Genomic DNA, 17446 nt, shown 5'->3' with positions numbered 1-17446 from the left:
TGGTAGCGCTTAGTTTCCATTGGCAAGCCGATCTTTTTTAGGGGCAATCCCAAACTGGGATCGGTAGCAACGCGAGAAGTGCGCCAACGATGAAAAGCCACAACGCGTGGCCACTTGGGAGATGGGTAAAGGGGTCGCTAGCGTCAGATCCCGCGCAAGCAGCAGTCGCAGCTTAAGATAATAACGGCCCGGAGCCATGGCTGCGTGGCGATGGAAAATCCGTTCTAACTGGCGTAAAGAGATATGCACCGACGCTGCCAAGGCAGACACTTTGAGCGGCTTTTCTAGATTCTGACACATCAGTACCACCACTCTCTGCAGCCTGCTTGCATCTCGATTCTGTGCATGGAAAGCCCGGTGATAAAGCCCTAGTAAACGCAACGCTGGCAGGTGCTGCCCAAGCACACCACCATGGGAGGAGTCGCTTTGGGGACTATTGCACACCTGCTTGCAAAACCCTATATCGAGTTCTGCGGGCAACCCATTCGTCAGCCCTTCACCCAGTAGCTCTCTGACACAGCCGAGCGTTAGCTGCCGTATCAGCCAGTGTTGCCACTCAGCATCGCGATACTCAATGGCAACAGGGCCTGCACAAACAACAAGATTGTCTGGATCGTGGTGTTGATAATGCGTTGCGACAAGGCCGCCCACATCATTCGGTGTGGCATCGTCAACCGAGAGCAGCGCCCAGCGATAGAGCGGTTGCTCGGCAAGTGTATTCAGTTGATCTAAATAGAGGAGAGAGGCTTCCAGACAGCGCAGGTTAAAGCCTGGAAGCACTAGGAATGAGAGCCAGCAGCAGCCGTCTTGATCGCGTTTTAGCACAGCAGGCTCTTCTATTAGAAGTTATCTTTACGGCGACGAACCTCTGTAAATACAGTCTCGGAAGATTGGTCTGACATACCGATAGCCGCTTTAAAATGAGGTAAATCCGCTCTTAAGAAGGGGTTGGTTTGCAACTCCAAACTGAGCAGCGTAGGCACCGTTGGCAGATCGCGCTCACGCAGCAAGGCAACCTGCGCAACACGCGCTTGTAGCTCAGTATTATCCGGTTCAAGGCTGATCGCAAAACGGGCATTGGCCTGTGTGTATTCGTGACCGCAAAACACCTGGGTAGACGCTGGCAACGCCTTCAATGTTTGCATACTCTCCCACATCTGCTGCGCCGTACCCTCGAACAGCCGTCCACAGCCCATCGAGAAGAGTGTATCGCCGGTAAAAACCGCGGCTAAATCTGGGAAGTAGTACACCGTATGGCCCAGCGTGTGGCCCGGCGTTGCCAATACTTGGCAGGCTAACTCCCCCAACAGAAGGCTCTCGTTGTGCTCAACGGTCCGCTCCATCATAGGGATCTGACCTTGATTCGCTTTTGGGCCAATCACCTGGCAACCATAACGTTCAACGAGCGCCTCGTGGCCATCGATATGGTCCCAATGGTGGTGGGTGGTCAATATATAATCAAGTGACCAGCCGCGCTGCTCCAACTGCTGCTCAATGGCGCTAGCATCCGGCGTATCGATGACAATTGTCGTGCCGGTTGCTGCGTCATTGACTAAATAGCAGTAGTTATCTTTTAAGCAGGCAACTTGCACTATCTGTGCGGAAGTTGACGCCGCAGTATCTGGACTCTGCATCTTAGTTTCCATCATTCGTGAAACACTGCTCTAAATATCGAGCTTTAAACGTGGGCTTACAGCACGCGAGCAACAAACCATGAGGACGCTCTGCTCTGCTTTTTCCGCCTCATTGAGAACGCTATCGCGGTGGTCAGCCTCCCCTGATAGCAGGTCAACTTCGCAACTACCACATAGCCCCTCTTCACACATGGTTTCAACCGTGAAGCCTTCACCACGCAATACCTCCAGAATGGTTTGGTCAGGTGATACGGTTAACACTTTTCCTGAGCGTGCCAGCTCGATTTCAAATGAGGTGTTGTCACTGTTGTCCTGCTCAACCGCTGCAAAACGCTCAAAGTGAACAGTAAGGTTGGGGTGGGGCTCTGCCGCATCTAAGATTGCTTGCAACAAGTGCTCAGACCCGCAGGTATATATTTCCGTGACTTCGCTCTGCTGCGCAAACAGCTCTGCTATATTCAGCCGCTCATCCACTGCGTCGCTAAAGTAACAGTGCAACCGCTCACCAAATGTGTTGCGTAGCTGCTCGGCGAATGCCGCATGCTCGTGGGAACGTGCCAGATAATAGAAGCTGAAATTCTTACCAAGCGCCTGCAACCTCTGGGCCATCAACATAATTGGGGTGATGCCAATGCCTCCAGCAATCAGCAGGTAATGGTCAGCACTTTCATCCAGCTCAAAATGGTTCCGCGGTGGGTTGATCTGTATCTCGCTGGCCGTATGGATATTAGCGTGGATCCACGAAGAGCCACCTCGCCCCTGCTCCTCCAACTGCACTGCAATCTTGTACTCTTGCGTATTGGTTGGATCTCCGCATAACGAATACTGCCGCGTGAGCCCATTGTCTGTTAACACATCAATGTGGGCGCCAGCACCGAATGCTGGAAGGGTCTCACCGTCTTCTCGGGCTAAGGTGTAGGCGCGAATATTTTTAGCGACTGTCTCAGCTGTGACAACGCGTACGGGTATGCTTTGGGATGCCATCACTGACCTCCTATGCGTATCAAAAAAGGGGAACTAAAAAGAGAGGAGCGGCGCGCTACAGCCTGAATGCGGCCGCCCTAAGTGAGGTTATAAAACCCTAATTACATATCTTCTGGATCAATGCCCGGTACTTCGGTAATGCCCAGCTTTTGCTTCCAATCTACTGGGTAGACCGCATAGAAAATGATGCATTTTTCATCGCATTCGTACTTAACATCCATCCCTTTTGGCATGTAAAGCACATCACCTTCTGAACACTGATATGCAACACCATCTGCGATGAGACGGAAGTTACCCTCTTTAACAAACACGATCTCATCAACTTCCAAGTTCCAAGGCACTGAGATGTTGTTAAGAAAGTTAACACCACCGGCCATCGATTCGCTGACTTTGACGTTAACCCACGGCTTGATGAAGGTACCGCCCGGTTGTAGCTCTTGGTAACGGTGCTCGATATCGGAGAACTTAAATAATGTTGGAGTTGGCATAGTCTGGTTCCTTACTTTGTTAGATTTGTTGTTAGGTAGAACGGTTTTCTTAAGCTGGCTGGTTGATTGGCTCGTTTAGCTCGATGACATAGCCATCTGGATCTTCGATAAAGCCCAGCATGCGAGTGCCGTGGTTCATCTGCTTAGCTGGGCTGCGAATGGTGACACCTTCACTCTCAAGGAAGGCCATCGCATCAACCACACTCGCAACATTGAACGCTAGATGGCCGTATCCCTTGCCTTTGTCATAAGGCTCGGTTTGATCCCAGTTGTGCGTTAACTCAATGGTGGTGGTTTCGTTTTCTGGGCCGTAACCGATGAAAACGTTAGTGAAACGACCTCCCGGATATTCGTTGTGGCGCAGTACTTTCATGCCCATCAGGCGGGTATAGAAGTCGAGCGATTTTTCCAGATCCACCACGCGAATCATGGTGTGATCAAGACGGAATTTGATTGGATTCTCTGTAGACATAAGCTCACCCTTGTCAAAATAGTCTGTGAATCAGCCCCAACAGACACGTTAGGGCGCGCCGGTGTAGACACCGGCTTGTTATCGTTTTTTGGCTTAGTTTGAGGCGTTACTCGCTGACCGCAGCAACTACCTGCTCTTGGAAGTTGCGCACACTATCTTCCCAATGCGGAGACAACACACCACCGCTCTGTGCCACAACCGACTTGCGTCCCTCTTGCAGACGGATACACATTTCGTGATCCTCTTTATGCACGTCCACCCATAACTGTTTGAGTTTTTCTGCACTCTCTGCATCAAGCTCGGTGCCATCAGTCATGTATATAGCGCGGCGTTGCAGCGTTTTATTCGGGCCAAGTGGGATGTTTAGGTGCACTCCCATTTGGTCGGGGAAGTAGCGGCCGAAAACGAAGGTCGGGAACAGCGTTAAGTAGCGCGAACTCACCGCGAGCGTATCGCCACTGCCATCTCCCCCTTCATCGGTTTCATCCAGATCAACAGCGCTACCTTGGCAATGGCCATCGTTAACCGTGTAATGGTCAACTAGCGGCTGATCTGTGGTGCTGGAGTGCACAAATTGCACGTGATAAGGCTCGATAAAGTTCTCCATAAGGAACTTCCAGTTGGTATCGATCACCCCTAGGTCAATCACGCCCACCAGCTTAGCCTGATCAAAGTCCAACCCTTCAAGGCGGCTCTTTACCGGCTCAATGAAGGTTTCAAATGGCTGAGCATCGCCACTGACATTCACGAAGATCCAGTCGTACCAAACCGCACAGTTGACCTCTTTTAATCCATGCTCTTTGGGATCGAACCCTTCCGGCACAGATTGTGGATCCTCACCACCAAAATAAGGCGTCGTACGTAGCTCGCCGTCTAGGCCATATGCCCACGCGTGGTAGGGGCATTTCAGCATCCGGCCTACGTTCTGCGCTTTGTCCACCAGCTTCAGGCAGCGGTGACGACAGACATTGTGAAACGCTTTGATGGTGTTATCTCGGTTACGCACCAGCACAATCGGGTTATCGCCCACGTTAACGGGCATGGCATCGCCTGGCTTATCCATCTCATGGGCGAAACCAACCAGAACCCACGAGCTTGGAAACAGTTCGTTTTTTTCAGCTTCCCAAAACTGTTCCGAGGTATATGCAAATGGGGGCAGACCGCGTTTAACTGCACCTGACTCATTAAATGCGTCTAAGTTGCCGACTTTATCTGTAGCTATAAGGCTCATTATTTTTCTCCGAACCATTCGCGATAGCTTGTAAGGTTTGCTATCGCTTTACTTATTCTTGTTGGTGTTCGTCGCTTGCTGTTGCAGGCGTACTGTCAAATAACGATGTGTTCTTGTCGTACAACACCGTTTGCCGCAATGGCACGGCACGGAGTCGTAGTTGGCTGAGACGAAATCTAGCAATCGATAATGGCGCCCGACCAATTGAAAAATCACAAAGGTCATGAGCTGAGCTAATGAGGAATCGATCCACACAGCTCGCACACCACACAAAAAACCATATAAGCCATTGATTTAAAATGACTTATAAGATACTTAGATAACATTAACCAAAGTTATGTACCGCAGAGCTTCTCATAACGCGTTATGACTAAACCCCGATAAAATAGACGCCATGAGTTTTCCTAATGACGGTTGCGGTTTTTGAATTAGGCGAACGTTTTACGAGCGGTTAACTTAAACGCTCTGGTCGGATCGTAGTTGGCTTACGTGATCAGATAGAGACATCGGTTAGCAGTCGCTAAGCGGTGATCAACGTCTCTTTTCTCGATTAATCCAAAAATAAAAAGAGCGGTAATCAGAGAGATGACGTCCAGATGCGCAATTGCGAACAGCTCCGCACGAAAGCTCAAGCGTTGACTCGCAACTGGACTTATCTCACCTGAACCGGGAGAGATCATGAATAACAATAAAACCAATATAGCCAAAGCCGGAATCTTCTCCGGTATAAACCCCGCGATGGGATTGTTGGCAAAAGGTATGGTGGTCGCCTTTTTGGTGTTCACTATTATCAATGTCGACTTTGCCGGGGGTATCTATGCTGACATCAAGAACTGGATACAAACCACGCTAAACTGGTATTACGTCAGTCTTGTTTGTGGATTTTTCTTCCTCTGTACATGGTTAACATTCGGACGGCTAGGTAACTTGCGCCTAGGTGCCGACGAAGAGAAACCGGAGTTTAGCTTCTTCTCTTGGTTTGCCATGTTATTTGGCGCCGGCATGGGGATCGCGATGCTATTTTGGAGTATCGCTGAGCCCATCTACCACTTCCAAGGCAACCCCTTTATCACCATGGCGGGTGTTGAGGCGAAGTCTGCGGAAGCCGCGCAGGTTGCTATGCGTATCTCCTTCTTCCACTGGGGTTTCCATGGATGGGCTATCTATGCGGTCGCTGGCTTGGCAATGGCTTACTTTGCTTTCCGTAAGGGTTTGCCGTTAACCATACGTTCTGCTCTCTACCCACTACTTGGCGATCGCATTTACGGACCAACGGGCCATGCGGTTGACCTACTAGGTGTCTTTGCAACCATCTTTGGTGTCGCGACATCGTTAGGTTTGGGCGTAGCTCAAATGAACGCGGGTCTTAACTACCTATTCGGCCTGGAGATCTCTGTCATCAACCAAGTTGTTCTGATCTTGGTGATCTCAGTTGCGGCAACTTTCTCAGCTGTTTCCGGCGTTGCTAAGGGGATCCGGATCCTCAGTGAACTCAATATCAAACTAACAACAGTACTGTTTGCTTTCTTCCTATTTGCAGGGCCAACCGTGTACCTGCTTGGTTTCTACGTTACCAGCGTGGGCGACTACCTATGGAATATGATTCCAATGGGCTTCTGGACCGACCCGAACCCAGAGAGCCAATGGCAAGGATGGTGGACGGTATTCTATTGGGGTTGGTATATCTCATGGGCACCGTTTGTGGGCATGTTTATCGCCCGCATTTCGCGCGGACGTACCGTGCGCGAATTCCTGCTTGGCGTTATCTTAGTGCCTTGTTTGGTGAGCTTCCTTTGGCTATCGCTCTTTGGTGGCACTGCGCTACATATGGAGCTCTACGGCAACGGTGGCATCGTCGATGCTGTTAATAACGACCTGACAACAGCGCTTTATGTCACTCTTGAAGCACTGAATGTTGAGTGGGCAACATGGGCGATGGCAGCGCTAGCCACACTTATGATTCTGACCTGGTTTGTGACCTCGGCAGACTCAGGCACGCTCGTCATCTGTACGCTACTATCAATGGGTAATGAAAACCCACCAGCGCGTTTCCGTATCGTATGGGGCGTCGGTGTGGGTGCCGTTGCCGCTGTTCTGCTACTTGCGGGCGGCCTAAAAGCGTTACAAGCCGCTTCAATCGCCGCGGCACTCCCGTTCTCTATCGTTATGATTATGATGATTGTTGGCTTACTAAGCTCGATGATCTCGAACCCGGAGTATCAGTCGGCTCCCGTCGCAGATACCGATAGCCAAGATGAAGAGGGCCCTGCTAACGCAGAGGTGTCTGCTACCAGTTAAGTAAGCCCCCCTACAAAGAGGCGTTAACACGCCTCTTTTTTTGTTTTACCTCTCCCTTTACTACACAAAAAAAATCTTGCGGTTTGCCAGCCCAGCACCTCCCGAGAACCGGCCTTGCCACTCCCTGTTACTGCCCTCAGCAGCAGTTTTGGAATCACGGTGTATAAACATAAACGCCCTGACACAAGCATCGCTACCTGCATCAAGGCGCTAGAAGGAAACTGTTAAAAGCGTGCTATACCTGCTCTTTTAACCAGCTTACGAAGGTGCGCACTTTACTGATGTTCATCCGGTCATCCGGCACGATCAGATAGTAGCTATAGCTGGGAAGATTATGCCGAAATGGGCAGACTAAACGCCCTTTACGAATATCCTCCGCCACCAACTCAGGGCAAACCAATGCAAAGCCCAGCTTTTCAATAGCCGCTTGCTGGCGCACATTAGTATCGCTGTAATACTCGTTGCGCAGTGGCTGCAATTCAGAGTGTCCAACCATGGTTAACCACTCACGCCAGCTGGTGGCATCGGTCTCGTGGAGCAGCGCGAAACGTTCTAGCAGCGCAGGCGATTGGGTATCCTCGAGCCCCTCCAAAAGATCTGGATGGCAGGCTGGCGTTAAGCGCCCTTCAACCAGCAGATGTGCATTGCTAGGCACTTGGCTAACGTGCAGCCACTCAATCGATAAGTGGATATCCGAGTCGCTAAAGTCAGCAGCACTATTGCTATGGTAGAAGCGAAAATCAAAGCCAAATTGCGTCCCACTCAGGCGCGGCGATAACCACTTCATCGCAAAGTGTGGCCGTACAGAGATCCCGATTGGGCTGATAGCGGTTTTTGCTTTTACGCGTCCCACACCACGCCTGACTAGGCTCATCGCCTCGGAGAGGTCTTGATAAAGTATCTGCCCCTCTTCAGTCAAAGCGATCACAGGCCCCGAGCGATCAAGCAGCTTGATCGAAAAGAACTCTTCGAGATTTTTCACTTGATGGCTAATGGCAGATTGCGTGACGTTCAACTCTTCTGCCGCTTTGGTAAAGCTGCAATTCCTTGTTACAGCCTCAAACACTAATAGTGACTTAAAAGGTAACAACATATGTATCACCCCGGTTCATTGTCGTTGGGTACCTCAAGAGAGGTGCTTGTTATTATTTTCCCGCGTATTGGTTGAGGCAGCGCCGCACCAACACATCTATGAGCTCAACTAATATCACAGCTTGTGCTGGTTGAATACGGCATTTTTCTAAATCTAATTAAAATCGACACAATTCTCTTGCGAACGCCGCATTACGTCGCTTTTAGGCAAGTTTAGCCCGCCTAATGACCCATGAGATATTTGATTCGTGGCGCGAATTGCGCATCGTTACACTGGCCCTTTCTTCACGAATCAGGGTGGCAAACATGCACGAAAAAAATATAAAAAGTGACCTGATACTCTTAGTAGTAGCAGCAGTATGGGGCGCATCGTTGGTCGCTCAAAGTATGGGCTTAGAGTATCTCGGGCCACTGGGTTTCAATGCAGGGCGTTTTCTCCTGGGGGCACTCACACTGCTGCCGTTACTGTTACTAAGTCGCCGTATGCTGAGCATTTTTGATCGACCGCTGCTCTTAGCAAGCGGGGCGGCTGGCTTTATACTCTTCATGGGCGCATCACTGCAACAAGCGGGTTTGCAGTATACGACGGCCGGAAACGCCGGCTTTATCACCAGCATGTATATTGTGTTGGTCCCTATTTTCGGGCTGGCATTTGCGCAAAAGACCGGCAAAAACACTTGGATTGGTGCCGCATTCGCCGCAATTGGACTGTACCTTTTGAGCGTAGGCGATAGTTTCACCATCAACCCAGGCGATGCATTAGTGTTGGTCGGTGCCGGGTTTTGGGCAGGTCACGTTATTCTGATCGCAAAAATAGCTAAGCAGTTTGATAACCTAACACTCTCCCTTATGCAGTTTCTTTTCTGCGGTCTTCTATCGCTAGCAGGCGCACTGCTATTTGAGAGCGATGAACTCGCCATCAACAATATGATTGCCGCATGGCAACCACTCTTGTTTGCGGGTGTGCTTACGGTGGGTATCGGCCATACACTTCAGGTTATCGGGCAAAAATCAGCACCCGCATCGCATGCTGCAATTATCATGAGCCTTGAGGCTGTGTTCGCAGCCGCTGGTGGCTGGTTATGGTTGAATGAGCAGCTGAGTTCACGTGAACTGCTCGGCTGCTTGTTGATGTTAACGGGGGTTGTCGTATCGCAGCTTTCATTCTCTTGGCTAGGTGCCCGACGTGCTGCATCCAAAGCGCAGCAGCTTTGATAACGTTTCTTTAGTGCCAAGATAAACAAAAAAGCCGCTCAATGAGCGGCTTTTTAAATTGCTGGTTAACAACCAAATATTAGTCTTCTTGGTAAGCTTCGATGCCAGGGCAAGAGCAGATGAAGTTACGGTCACCGTACACGTTGTCTACGCGGTTTACGGTTGGCCAGAACTTGCTATCACGCGTTGCTGCCGTTGGGAATACTGCTTCCTCTACAGAGTAAGGGCGATCCCATGCATTGGTGATATCTGCCAGCGTATGCGGCGCATTGAACAGCGGGTTGTTGTCCGCTGGCCATTCGCCATTCTGCACACGCTCGACCTCAGCGCGGATCTTAACCATCGCTTCGATAAAGCGATCCAGCTCACCTTTTGACTCAGACTCAGTCGGCTCAATCATCAACGTGCCTGCCACTGGGAACGACATTGTCGGCGCGTGGAAACCGTAGTCCATCAGACGCTTAGCAATATCTTCTTCTGTGACGCCAGACGCTTCTTTCAGTGGACGAATATCAACGATACATTCGTGAGCCACTTTGTTGTTACGGCCGCGATACAGAATCGGGTAGTGCGCACTGAGTTTTTCAGTCAGGTAGTTAGCGCCCAAGATCGCATTTTGCGTCGATGCTTTCAGGCCAGACTTACCTAACATGCGGTTGTACATCCACGTGATCGGCAAGATAGAGGCGGAACCGAAAGGCGCTGCAGCAACTGCACCATTCTCTGGGTTCAAGCCATCAACTGGGCTGACCTTGTGGCTTGCCAAGAATGGCGCCAAGTGGCTTTTAACACCGATTGGACCCATACCAGGACCACCACCACCGTGTGGGATAGCGAACGTTTTGTGCAAGTTAAGGTGCGATACGTCAGAACCGATTAAGCCCGGTTTAGAGATACCAACCTGCGCGTTCATGTTGGCGCCGTCCATGTAGACTTGGCCACCGAACTTATGGATCACTTCGCAGATCTCAACGATATCTTCTTCGTAGACACCGTGAGTCGACGGATACGTGATCATCAAGCAAGACAGGTTCTCAGCGTGCTGCTCAGCTTTCTCCGCCAGATCAGCCAGATCTACGTTACCTTGCTCATCACACTTGGTTACGATGATCTTCATATCCATCATCGCAGCCGACGCTGGGTTAGTACCGTGCGCTGATGATGGGATCAAGCAGACATCACGGTGACCTTCACCAATCGACTCTTGGTACTTACGAATAGCCAATAGGCCTGCGTACTCACCAGAAGCACCTGAGTTAGGTTGTAGTGATACCTTATCGTAGCCTGTGATCTCTACCAGTTGCTCTTCAAGCTCTTCCAGCATCTGGTGGTAGCCTGCTACCTGATCCGCAGGTGCGAATGGGTGCATGTTGGCAAACTCAGGCCATGTTACTGGGATCATCTCTGCTGTCGCGTTCAGCTTCATCGTACATGAACCCAGTGGGATCATGCCGTGTGCCAGAGAGTAATCTTTGTTCTCTAGCTTCTTCATGTAGCGAAGCATGTCTGTTTCAGAGTGATAGCTGTTGAATACTGGGTGCGACAAGATAGCGTCATCACGGCGCACATCAGCAGATAAGCCAGTGGCTGCGCCTGCAGTAATGGCTGCATCGAGTGCTTGCAGATCAACACCGTGATCATCACCTAGGAAGACTGCGAACAGTTGTTCCACGTCCGCCGCTTGCGTCGTTTCATCCAACGCAACGCCTAGGCGGTTGTCGCCCACTTTACGCAGGTTGCAACCGGCATCTAAAGCGCGCTGATAGATCGTTTCTTGGTCTGCGCCAACGTTAACCGTGATGGTATCAAAGTAAGTGTCGTTAGAGCTTAAGCCCTTAGACGCCAAACCTTGAGCCAGAATCGCCGTGAGGCGGTGAACACGTTCAGCGATCGTTTTCAGACCTTCTGGGCCGTGATAAACCGCGTAGAAGCTCGACATGTTGGCTAGCAACGCTTGCGCTGTACAGATGTTTGACGTGGCTTTATCACGGCGGATATGTTGCTCACGTGTTTGCATCGCCATACGCAGAGCTTGGTTACCGCGAACATCTTTGGATACACCGATAATACGGCCCGGCACCGAGCGCTTCAGTTTATCGCTTGATGCGAAGAATGCCGCGTGTGGACCACCAAAGCCCATCGGTACACCGAAGCGCTGTGCGGAGCCAAGCACAACATCAGCGCCCAATGAACCTGGTGATTTCATTAGCACCAACGCCAGTGGGTCAGCCGCTACAGACACCATCGCTTTCTGCGCTTTGGCCTGGTCGATGATCGCTTTGATATCAGAGATATCACCGAATGTGCCTGGGTACTGCAGCTGAACACCGAATACGTCGTGCTGATCAAGCTCAGCAACAGGCGCGACGATGATTTCAAAACCGAAGTACTCAGCGCGTGTTTTGATCACGTCAATGGTTTGCGGGTGAACATCATCTGCGATAAAGAAGCTGTTGCTCTTCTTACGATTAGAACGCTTACACAGCGTCATCGCTTCGGCAGCAGCCGTTGCTTCATCTAGGAGAGAAGCGTTCGCCAGATCCATACCCGTCAGGTCCATCACAACCTGCTGGAAGTTTAGCAACGATTCCAAACGTCCCTGAGCGATCTCAGGTTGGTAAGGCGTATACGCCGTATACCAGCCTGGGTTTTCCATCACGTTGCGCAAAATTACGTTAGGGACCAGCGTGTTGTGGTAGCCCATGCCGATGTAAGACTTGTTTACGACGTTTTTAGCCGCTTTCTCTTTCAGCTCTGCTAATGCGTTAACTTCGGTTACCGAGTCAGCCATCTGCAATGCGTCATCCAAACGGATCGATGCAGGTACTGTGTCTTCGATTAGCGCTTCAAGAGAGCTCGCACCCAGCTCGTCCAACATAGCTTGTTGGTCTTCTGGCTGAATACCGATATGACGACGCGTAAAGTCGTGCGTTTGTTCCAGTTCACTCAGAGTACGTTTTTCCACGTTGGTGTTACCCCTTATTCTGCTACGTTGGCCTCGTACGCTGCTGCATCCAGCAGGTCTTCCAGTTCAGCTGCATCGCTAACTTTCAGCTTTGCAATCCAACCATCTTCGAAAGCGGATTCGTTGATTGTTTCTGGCGCATCTTCTAGTGCTTCATTCACCGCGATCACTTCACCGCTCAATGGTGAGTAGATATCGGATGCAGCTTTTACAGACTCAACCAAAGAGAACTCTTCGCCTTTCTCTACTGCACGGCCAACTTCAGGCAGTTCAACGAAAACCACATCACCCAACAACTCTTGTGCGTGCTCAGTGATACCAACGGTTACAGTGCCGTCACCGTTGTCCAGAACCCACTCGTGAGATGCTGCATATTTTAAGTTTGCTGGAACGTTGCTCATTGTTCTTTCCTACCCTTTCTGATTCGTAAGGTGTGTGGGCAATGACTGCCCACACCTGTGAATATGTTTATTGTCTAAAATTAGCGATACAGTGGGAAGCGCTTGCAAAGGCTCTCAACTTCCGCTTTAACGCGTGCTTCTACTTCCGCGTTACCTTCTGGTTGCTCCACCAGCCCATCAAGCACGTCATTGATCAGGTTACCGATCAAGCGGAACTCCTCTTCGCCAAAGCCACGCGTAGTGCCCGCGGGTGTACCCAGACGAATACCCGATGTCACCATGGGTTTCTCTGGATCAAATGGAATACCGTTTTTGTTGCAGGTAATACCCGCGCGCTCAAGAGCGTCTTCTACTTGGTTGCCTTTTAGGCCTTTCGGGCGCAGATCAACCAGCATCAGGTGCGTATCGGTGCCGCCAGTCACGATGGCACAACCGCGCTGCACCATCACCTCAGCCAACGCCTGAGCGTTTTTAACCACCTGCTTGATGTAATCAGTAAAGTTGGGTTGCAGCGCTTCGCCAAACGCAACCGCTTTACCCGCGATCACGTGCATTAGCGGGCCGCCTTGCAAACCTGGGAACACCGCAGAGTTAAACTTCTTACCCAGATCCAGATCGTTACTCAGGATCATACCGCCACGTGGACCACGCAGAGTTTTGTGGGTAGTGGTTGTCACTACATGAGCGTGTGGGAATGGACTCGCATGAACGCCAGTGGCCACAAGACCTGCAATATGCGCCATATCTACCATCAAGTACGCGCCCACTTTATCGGCTATCGCGCGAAATTTGGCGAAGTCTATCTCACGTGGGATCGCAGAGCCACCCGCAATGATCAACTTTGGCTTACACTCAAGGGCAATCGCTTCTACCGCGTCGTAGTCGATCTGATGATTTTCTTCAGATACGCCGTACTGTACAGCGTTGAACCACTTACCCGATTGCGCTGGACGCGCACCGTGTGTTAGGTGGCCGCCTGCGTCTAACGACATCCCTAAGATCGTGTCGCCCGGTTGCAGCAGTGCCATGAACACAGCACCGTTCGCCTGTGCACCTGAATGTGGCTGAACGTTGATGTACTCGCAGCCAAACAGCTGCTTCGCACGTTCGATCGCCAGTGTTTCTACTTTATCAACATGCTCGCAACCACCGTAGTAACGACGGCCAGAGTAACCCTCTGCATATTTGTTAGTTAGAACCGTACCCTGTGCCTGCATCACCGCTTTAGAAACAATGTTCTCAGATGCAATAAGCTCGATTTGGCTATCCTGGCGCTCAAACTCTTCTGTAATGGCATCTTGAACCGCGCTGTCACGCTGATCCAACGATTGGGTAAAAAAGTCCGCGTAAATAGAATCGCTATACTGATCACTCATACTCATTTCTTATTCTCTTTTGATTGATTAGCAGGCAACGACATTGACGGCTAACCCGCCCGTTGACGTCTCTTTGTATTTGTCTTGCATGTCCAAACCGGTTTGGTGCATGGTCTCGATCACGCTATCGAGCGACACATGGTGCTCTCCGCTACCGCGCAGTGATAGGCGCGCAGCGTTGATCGCTTTCACCGCTCCCATCGTGTTGCGTTCTATACACGGCACTTGTACCAAACCGCCAATGGGGTCACATGTCAGCCCTAAGTTATGCTCCATACCGATCTCGGCTGCGTTCTCGATCTGCAGATTTGTACCGCCCAACACCGCACACAGGGCACCCGCTGCCATCGAACATGCAACGCCAATTTCGCCCTGACAGCCCACTTCCGCTGCCGAGATAGACGCATTCTTTTTGTACAACATGCCAATAGCCGCCGCCGTCGCTAGGAAGGTCTTGATACCTTGCTCGCTACTGTTTGGAATAAAGCGCACGTAGTAAGCAAGCACGGCAGGGATAACACCAGCGGCACCGTTTGTCGGTGCAGTGACCACGCGGCCACCTGCTGCGTTCTCTTCATTCACCGCCATTGCATACAGGTTGATCCAGTCCATCACGGTGAGCTGATCTTTCAGGCCAGCCTCTGGCTTATCCACCAGCTCTCTACGAAGATCATGGGCACGGCGCTTAATCTTCAGCCCGCCCGGCAGTAGACCGGTTTGCTGACAGCCACGCTCGATGCAGCCGTTCATCACATCCCAAATGCGCAGGATGCCATCATGAATCTCCTGTTCGCTGTGCCATGCGCGCTCGTTGCGCATCACCACATCAGCAATCGTGATGCCATCTTGCTCAGCAAATTCGAGCAGCTCTACACCGTTTTCGAACGGGTATTGCAGTTGAACGGCCGGTGCAGCACCGGGTTTGCCTTGGTCATCCGCTTCAGCATCGCTCAACACAAAACCGCCACCTACTGAGTAGTAGATAGAGTCAAGCAAGATGACGCCAGCCGCATCGTATGCTTGGAAGCGCATACCATTAGGATGCTTTGGCAACAGTGCGCCAAAGTGGAAAGGAAGGTGTTCGTCTTTAATAAAGGGGATACGCTTACGACGGCCAAGCCACAGCTCGCCCGATGTTTCGATCTCTTCTATATAGGAGGCAACTTTATCTGGATCCACCAAATCTGGCTTCTCACCCAACAAGCCCACCATCGTTGCAACATCAGTTGCGTGGCCGTGGCCTGTCATCGCGAGCGAGCCATACAGGCCCACTTTTACAGTCGCTACCTGTTCAAACAGCGCTTTTTGATCGAGCTCTTCTAGAAAACGGTTAGATGCCACCATGGGGCCTACCGTGTGGGAAGATGATGGACCAATGCCTATCTTAAATAGGTCAAAAATACTTAACGCCATAGCGCCATCTCCAATCTTATTATTATGGCTTTTGCCTTCTTACTTATTTGCTAAACAGCAAGACAAAAACGTCTCTCTAGCCGGATTAGGGTCGCGTTACGATTAGCATGTTCGCGGTGAGGGACACCCTCCCCTCCCCGTATGAGCCGGTCTTAACCTCTTAACATTGGAACTTAGACTATCAACAAGGTTTCACAAAATCAAAGAAAATTTCTTATAGGAAACATGGTTATTTTTTAACCAGCCCTATCTTCCTGATTATGCAACTGTTTTAGCGATAACTGCTGCGCCTGCACAATACAGCCTCGATTCTCTTATCCACCAGAGCACCGCTCTTTTTTCTCAAAAGTGTTGAAACAAGTTAATTGATCATATAATTTGTTTCTCATTGGAAACTTATTCTACTTGATTACAAGCAGAGTAAACATACCAATAGTTAGATCTGCTGATCCATCAGCAAACAATAAAAATAAATACGAGAGGTTCACAATAATGGAAACGCTTTCCGCAATTATCGGCGAGATTAATGGGATCGTATGGGGCCCCATGATGCTCGTCTTAATTCTCGGTGTTGGTCTGTTCTTGATGCTCGGACTACGCCTAATGCCTATCCTCAAGCTTGGCAAAGGCTTTCAACTGCTATTTGAAGGTCGTAAGTCTAAGCAAGGTGAGGAGAACGAAGGTGAAATCTCGCCTTTCCAAGCCCTGATGACGGCCCTATCAGCAACGGTAGGTACGGGTAACATCGCAGGTGTTGCTACTGCCGTATTCCTAGGTGGCCCTGGTGCCCTTTTCTGGATGTGGTGTACAGCGCTCGTTGGTATGGCGACTAAGTTCTCCGAGGCTGTCCTCGCAGTGAAGTACCGCGAAGTTGATGAGCATGGCAACCACGTCGGTGGTCCTATGTACTACATCAAAAACGGTCTAGGCTCGAAATGGACGTGGTTGGGTACAGCATTCGCAATCTTTGGTGCTGTTGCGGCATTCGGTATCGGTAACACAGTACAGTCAAACTCTGTAGCTGATGTACTGCAAGCTAACTTCGGCCTAAACGTTTGGGTGACAGGCGGTATTCTGACCGTGCTGGTAGGTGCTGTATTGATCGGTGGTATCAAGCGTATTGGTAACGTAGCCGGTGCTTTAGTACCTTTGATGGCTATCGCCTACCTTAGCGCTGGTATTGTGGTACTGGCTATCAATGCTGACGCGATTCCAGCGGCACTGGATCTGGTTTTCACTCACGCATTCACACCTACAGCGGCTGAAGGTGGCTTCGCAGGCGCGGCTGTTTGGGCTGCTATCCGTTTCGGTGTAGCACGTGGTGTTTTCTCGAACGAAGCGGGTCTGGGTTCTGCGCCAATTGCTCACGCAGCGGCACAAACCAAAGATCCTGTTCGTCAGGGCCTTGTAGCGATGCTGGGTACGTTCATCGATACCATCATCATCTGCTCTATTACAGGCCTTGTTATTATCACATCAGGTGAATGGACATCGGGGGTTTCAGGTGCTGCACTGACATCTGCAGCCTTTGCAGAAGCACTCCCAGGTGTGGGTAACTACCTAGTAGCGATTGCTCTCGCAATCTTTGCTTTCACAACAATTATTGGTTGGTCTTTCTATGGTGAACGCTGCGTCGAGTTCCTATTCGGTGTGAAAGCGATCATCCCTTACCGTGTTCTTTGGATCGCTGCCGTACCAGTGGGTGCAGGTGTCAGCCTAGACTTCATCTGGTTGGTTGCGGACACACTAAACGCGATGATGGCCCTACCAAACTTGATCGCACTGGCACTTTTGAGCCCAGTTGTTTTCAAACTTACACGTGAGTACTTCAACCGCCAAGAGTCTGCACCTGAGCAGGTAACGCAAGAGAAGTAACT

14 protein-coding genes are annotated in these 17446 nt (G+C 50.6%); 3 read left to right on the top strand and 11 right to left on the bottom strand.

Features of this window, described 5'->3' with window-relative positions:
• Window positions 1–9 precede the first annotated feature (9 nt).
• The 6 genes from EOE65_RS00740 to EOE65_RS00715 all read right to left on the bottom strand — a co-directional run bounded on the left by EOE65_RS00740 (window position 10) and on the right by EOE65_RS00715 (window position 4809).
• Window positions 10–825 (bottom strand): helix-turn-helix domain-containing protein, encoded by an 816-nt coding sequence (locus tag EOE65_RS00740; RefSeq protein ID WP_127692381.1) that lies wholly within the window; start codon window positions 823–825, stop codon window positions 10–12.
• A gap of 14 nt (window positions 826–839) precedes the next feature.
• A complete protein-coding gene (gloB, locus tag EOE65_RS00735; protein WP_127692380.1) occupies window positions 840–1634 on the bottom strand; it encodes a hydroxyacylglutathione hydrolase in 795 nt (264 codons plus the stop codon).
• 30 nt (window positions 1635–1664) lie between these two features.
• Window positions 1665–2618 carry a PDR/VanB family oxidoreductase gene (locus EOE65_RS00730; RefSeq protein WP_127692379.1) on the bottom strand — a complete coding sequence of 318 codons (954 nt, stop codon included), beginning with the start codon at window positions 2616–2618 and terminating at the stop codon, window positions 1665–1667.
• Between the two features lie 101 nt (window positions 2619–2719).
• The gene (locus tag EOE65_RS00725) at window positions 2720–3106 is read right to left on the bottom strand and encodes a cupin domain-containing protein (RefSeq protein ID WP_127692378.1); all 387 of its coding nucleotides are present in this window, start codon (window positions 3104–3106) and stop codon (window positions 2720–2722) included.
• A 49-nt stretch (window positions 3107–3155) separates the two neighbouring features.
• Window positions 3156–3578, bottom strand: a complete 423-nt coding sequence (gene gloA, locus EOE65_RS00720; protein ID WP_127692377.1) for a lactoylglutathione lyase — start codon at window positions 3576–3578, stop codon at window positions 3156–3158.
• A 106-nt stretch (window positions 3579–3684) separates the two neighbouring features.
• Window positions 3685–4809: an aromatic ring-hydroxylating oxygenase subunit alpha gene (locus EOE65_RS00715; RefSeq protein WP_127692376.1), complete on the bottom strand. Its 1125-nt coding sequence runs from the start codon at window positions 4807–4809 to the stop codon at window positions 3685–3687.
• A 678-nt stretch (window positions 4810–5487) separates the two neighbouring features.
• On the opposite strand from EOE65_RS00715, the gene EOE65_RS00710 reads away from it, so the two are divergent.
• Window positions 5488–7107, top strand: a complete 1620-nt coding sequence (locus tag EOE65_RS00710; RefSeq protein ID WP_206052582.1) for a BCCT family transporter — start codon at window positions 5488–5490, stop codon at window positions 7105–7107.
• Between the two features lie 235 nt (window positions 7108–7342).
• On the opposite strand, the gene EOE65_RS00705 is transcribed toward EOE65_RS00710, so the two are convergent.
• Window positions 7343–8200, bottom strand: coding sequence for a LysR family transcriptional regulator (locus EOE65_RS00705; RefSeq protein WP_127692375.1), 858 nt, complete (start codon window positions 8198–8200; stop codon window positions 7343–7345).
• A 305-nt stretch (window positions 8201–8505) separates the two neighbouring features.
• Here EOE65_RS00705 and EOE65_RS00700 point away from each other — a divergent pair, with 305 nt between their 5' ends.
• The gene (locus EOE65_RS00700; RefSeq protein ID WP_127692374.1) at window positions 8506–9414 is read left to right on the top strand and encodes a DMT family transporter; all 909 of its coding nucleotides are present in this window, start codon (window positions 8506–8508) and stop codon (window positions 9412–9414) included.
• Window positions 9415–9493: 79 nt separating this feature from the next.
• Here the strand turns inward: EOE65_RS00700 and gcvP are convergent, their stop codons facing one another.
• From gcvP to EOE65_RS00680, 4 genes are all read right to left on the bottom strand, one after another.
• Window positions 9494–12379: an aminomethyl-transferring glycine dehydrogenase gene (gene gcvP, locus EOE65_RS00695; protein WP_127692373.1), complete on the bottom strand. Its 2886-nt coding sequence runs from the start codon at window positions 12377–12379 to the stop codon at window positions 9494–9496.
• Window positions 12380–12393: 14 nt separating this feature from the next.
• The gene (gene gcvH / locus EOE65_RS00690) at window positions 12394–12780 is read right to left on the bottom strand and encodes a glycine cleavage system protein GcvH (RefSeq protein ID WP_127692372.1); all 387 of its coding nucleotides are present in this window, start codon (window positions 12778–12780) and stop codon (window positions 12394–12396) included.
• 80 nt (window positions 12781–12860) lie between these two features.
• On the bottom strand, window positions 12861–14162 hold the full coding sequence (glyA, locus tag EOE65_RS00685; RefSeq protein WP_127692371.1) for a serine hydroxymethyltransferase: 1302 nt from the start codon (window positions 14160–14162) through the stop codon (window positions 12861–12863).
• Window positions 14163–14183: 21 nt separating this feature from the next.
• Complete coding sequence (locus EOE65_RS00680) at window positions 14184–15569, bottom strand: L-serine ammonia-lyase (RefSeq protein ID WP_127692370.1); 1386 nt, start codon at window positions 15567–15569, stop codon at window positions 14184–14186.
• A 492-nt stretch (window positions 15570–16061) separates the two neighbouring features.
• Between EOE65_RS00680 and EOE65_RS00675 the strand changes: the two genes are divergently transcribed.
• Window positions 16062–17444, top strand: a complete 1383-nt coding sequence (locus tag EOE65_RS00675; RefSeq protein WP_127692369.1) for an alanine/glycine:cation symporter family protein — start codon at window positions 16062–16064, stop codon at window positions 17442–17444.
• The last annotated feature ends 2 nt before the right edge of the window (window positions 17445–17446 follow it).

It is taken from the genome of Neptunomonas marina, from assembly GCF_004005935.1.
Classification (GTDB): Bacteria; Pseudomonadota; Gammaproteobacteria; order Pseudomonadales; family Balneatricaceae; genus Neptunomonas; species Neptunomonas marina.
The sequence above is the reverse complement of the archived record's forward strand: the minus strand, read 5'-3'. Positions and strand labels throughout refer to the sequence as shown.

Bases quoted from the DNA above. Each gene is read 5' to 3' on its own strand.
- gloB (WP_127692380.1), bottom strand. From the start codon at position 1,634: ATGCAGAGTCCAGATACTGCGGCGTCAACTTCCGCACAGATAGTGCAA.
- EOE65_RS00730 (WP_127692379.1), bottom strand. From the start codon at position 2,618: ATGGCATCCCAAAGCATACCCGTACGCGTTGTCACAGCTGAGACAGTC.
- EOE65_RS00725 (WP_127692378.1), bottom strand. From the start codon at position 3,106: ATGCCAACTCCAACATTATTTAAGTTCTCCGATATCGAGCACCGTTAC.
- gloA (WP_127692377.1), bottom strand. From the start codon at position 3,578: ATGTCTACAGAGAATCCAATCAAATTCCGTCTTGATCACACCATGATT.
- EOE65_RS00715 (WP_127692376.1), bottom strand. From the start codon at position 4,809: ATGAGCCTTATAGCTACAGATAAAGTCGGCAACTTAGACGCATTTAAT.
- EOE65_RS00710 (WP_206052582.1), top strand. From the start codon at position 5,488: ATGAATAACAATAAAACCAATATAGCCAAAGCCGGAATCTTCTCCGGT.
- EOE65_RS00705 (WP_127692375.1), bottom strand. From the start codon at position 8,200: ATGTTGTTACCTTTTAAGTCACTATTAGTGTTTGAGGCTGTAACAAGG.
- EOE65_RS00700 (WP_127692374.1), top strand. From the start codon at position 8,506: ATGCACGAAAAAAATATAAAAAGTGACCTGATACTCTTAGTAGTAGCA.
- gcvH (WP_127692372.1), bottom strand. From the start codon at position 12,780: ATGAGCAACGTTCCAGCAAACTTAAAATATGCAGCATCTCACGAGTGG.
- glyA (WP_127692371.1), bottom strand. From the start codon at position 14,162: ATGAGTATGAGTGATCAGTATAGCGATTCTATTTACGCGGACTTTTTT.
- EOE65_RS00680 (WP_127692370.1), bottom strand. From the start codon at position 15,569: ATGGCGTTAAGTATTTTTGACCTATTTAAGATAGGCATTGGTCCATCA.
- EOE65_RS00675 (WP_127692369.1), top strand. From the start codon at position 16,062: ATGGAAACGCTTTCCGCAATTATCGGCGAGATTAATGGGATCGTATGG.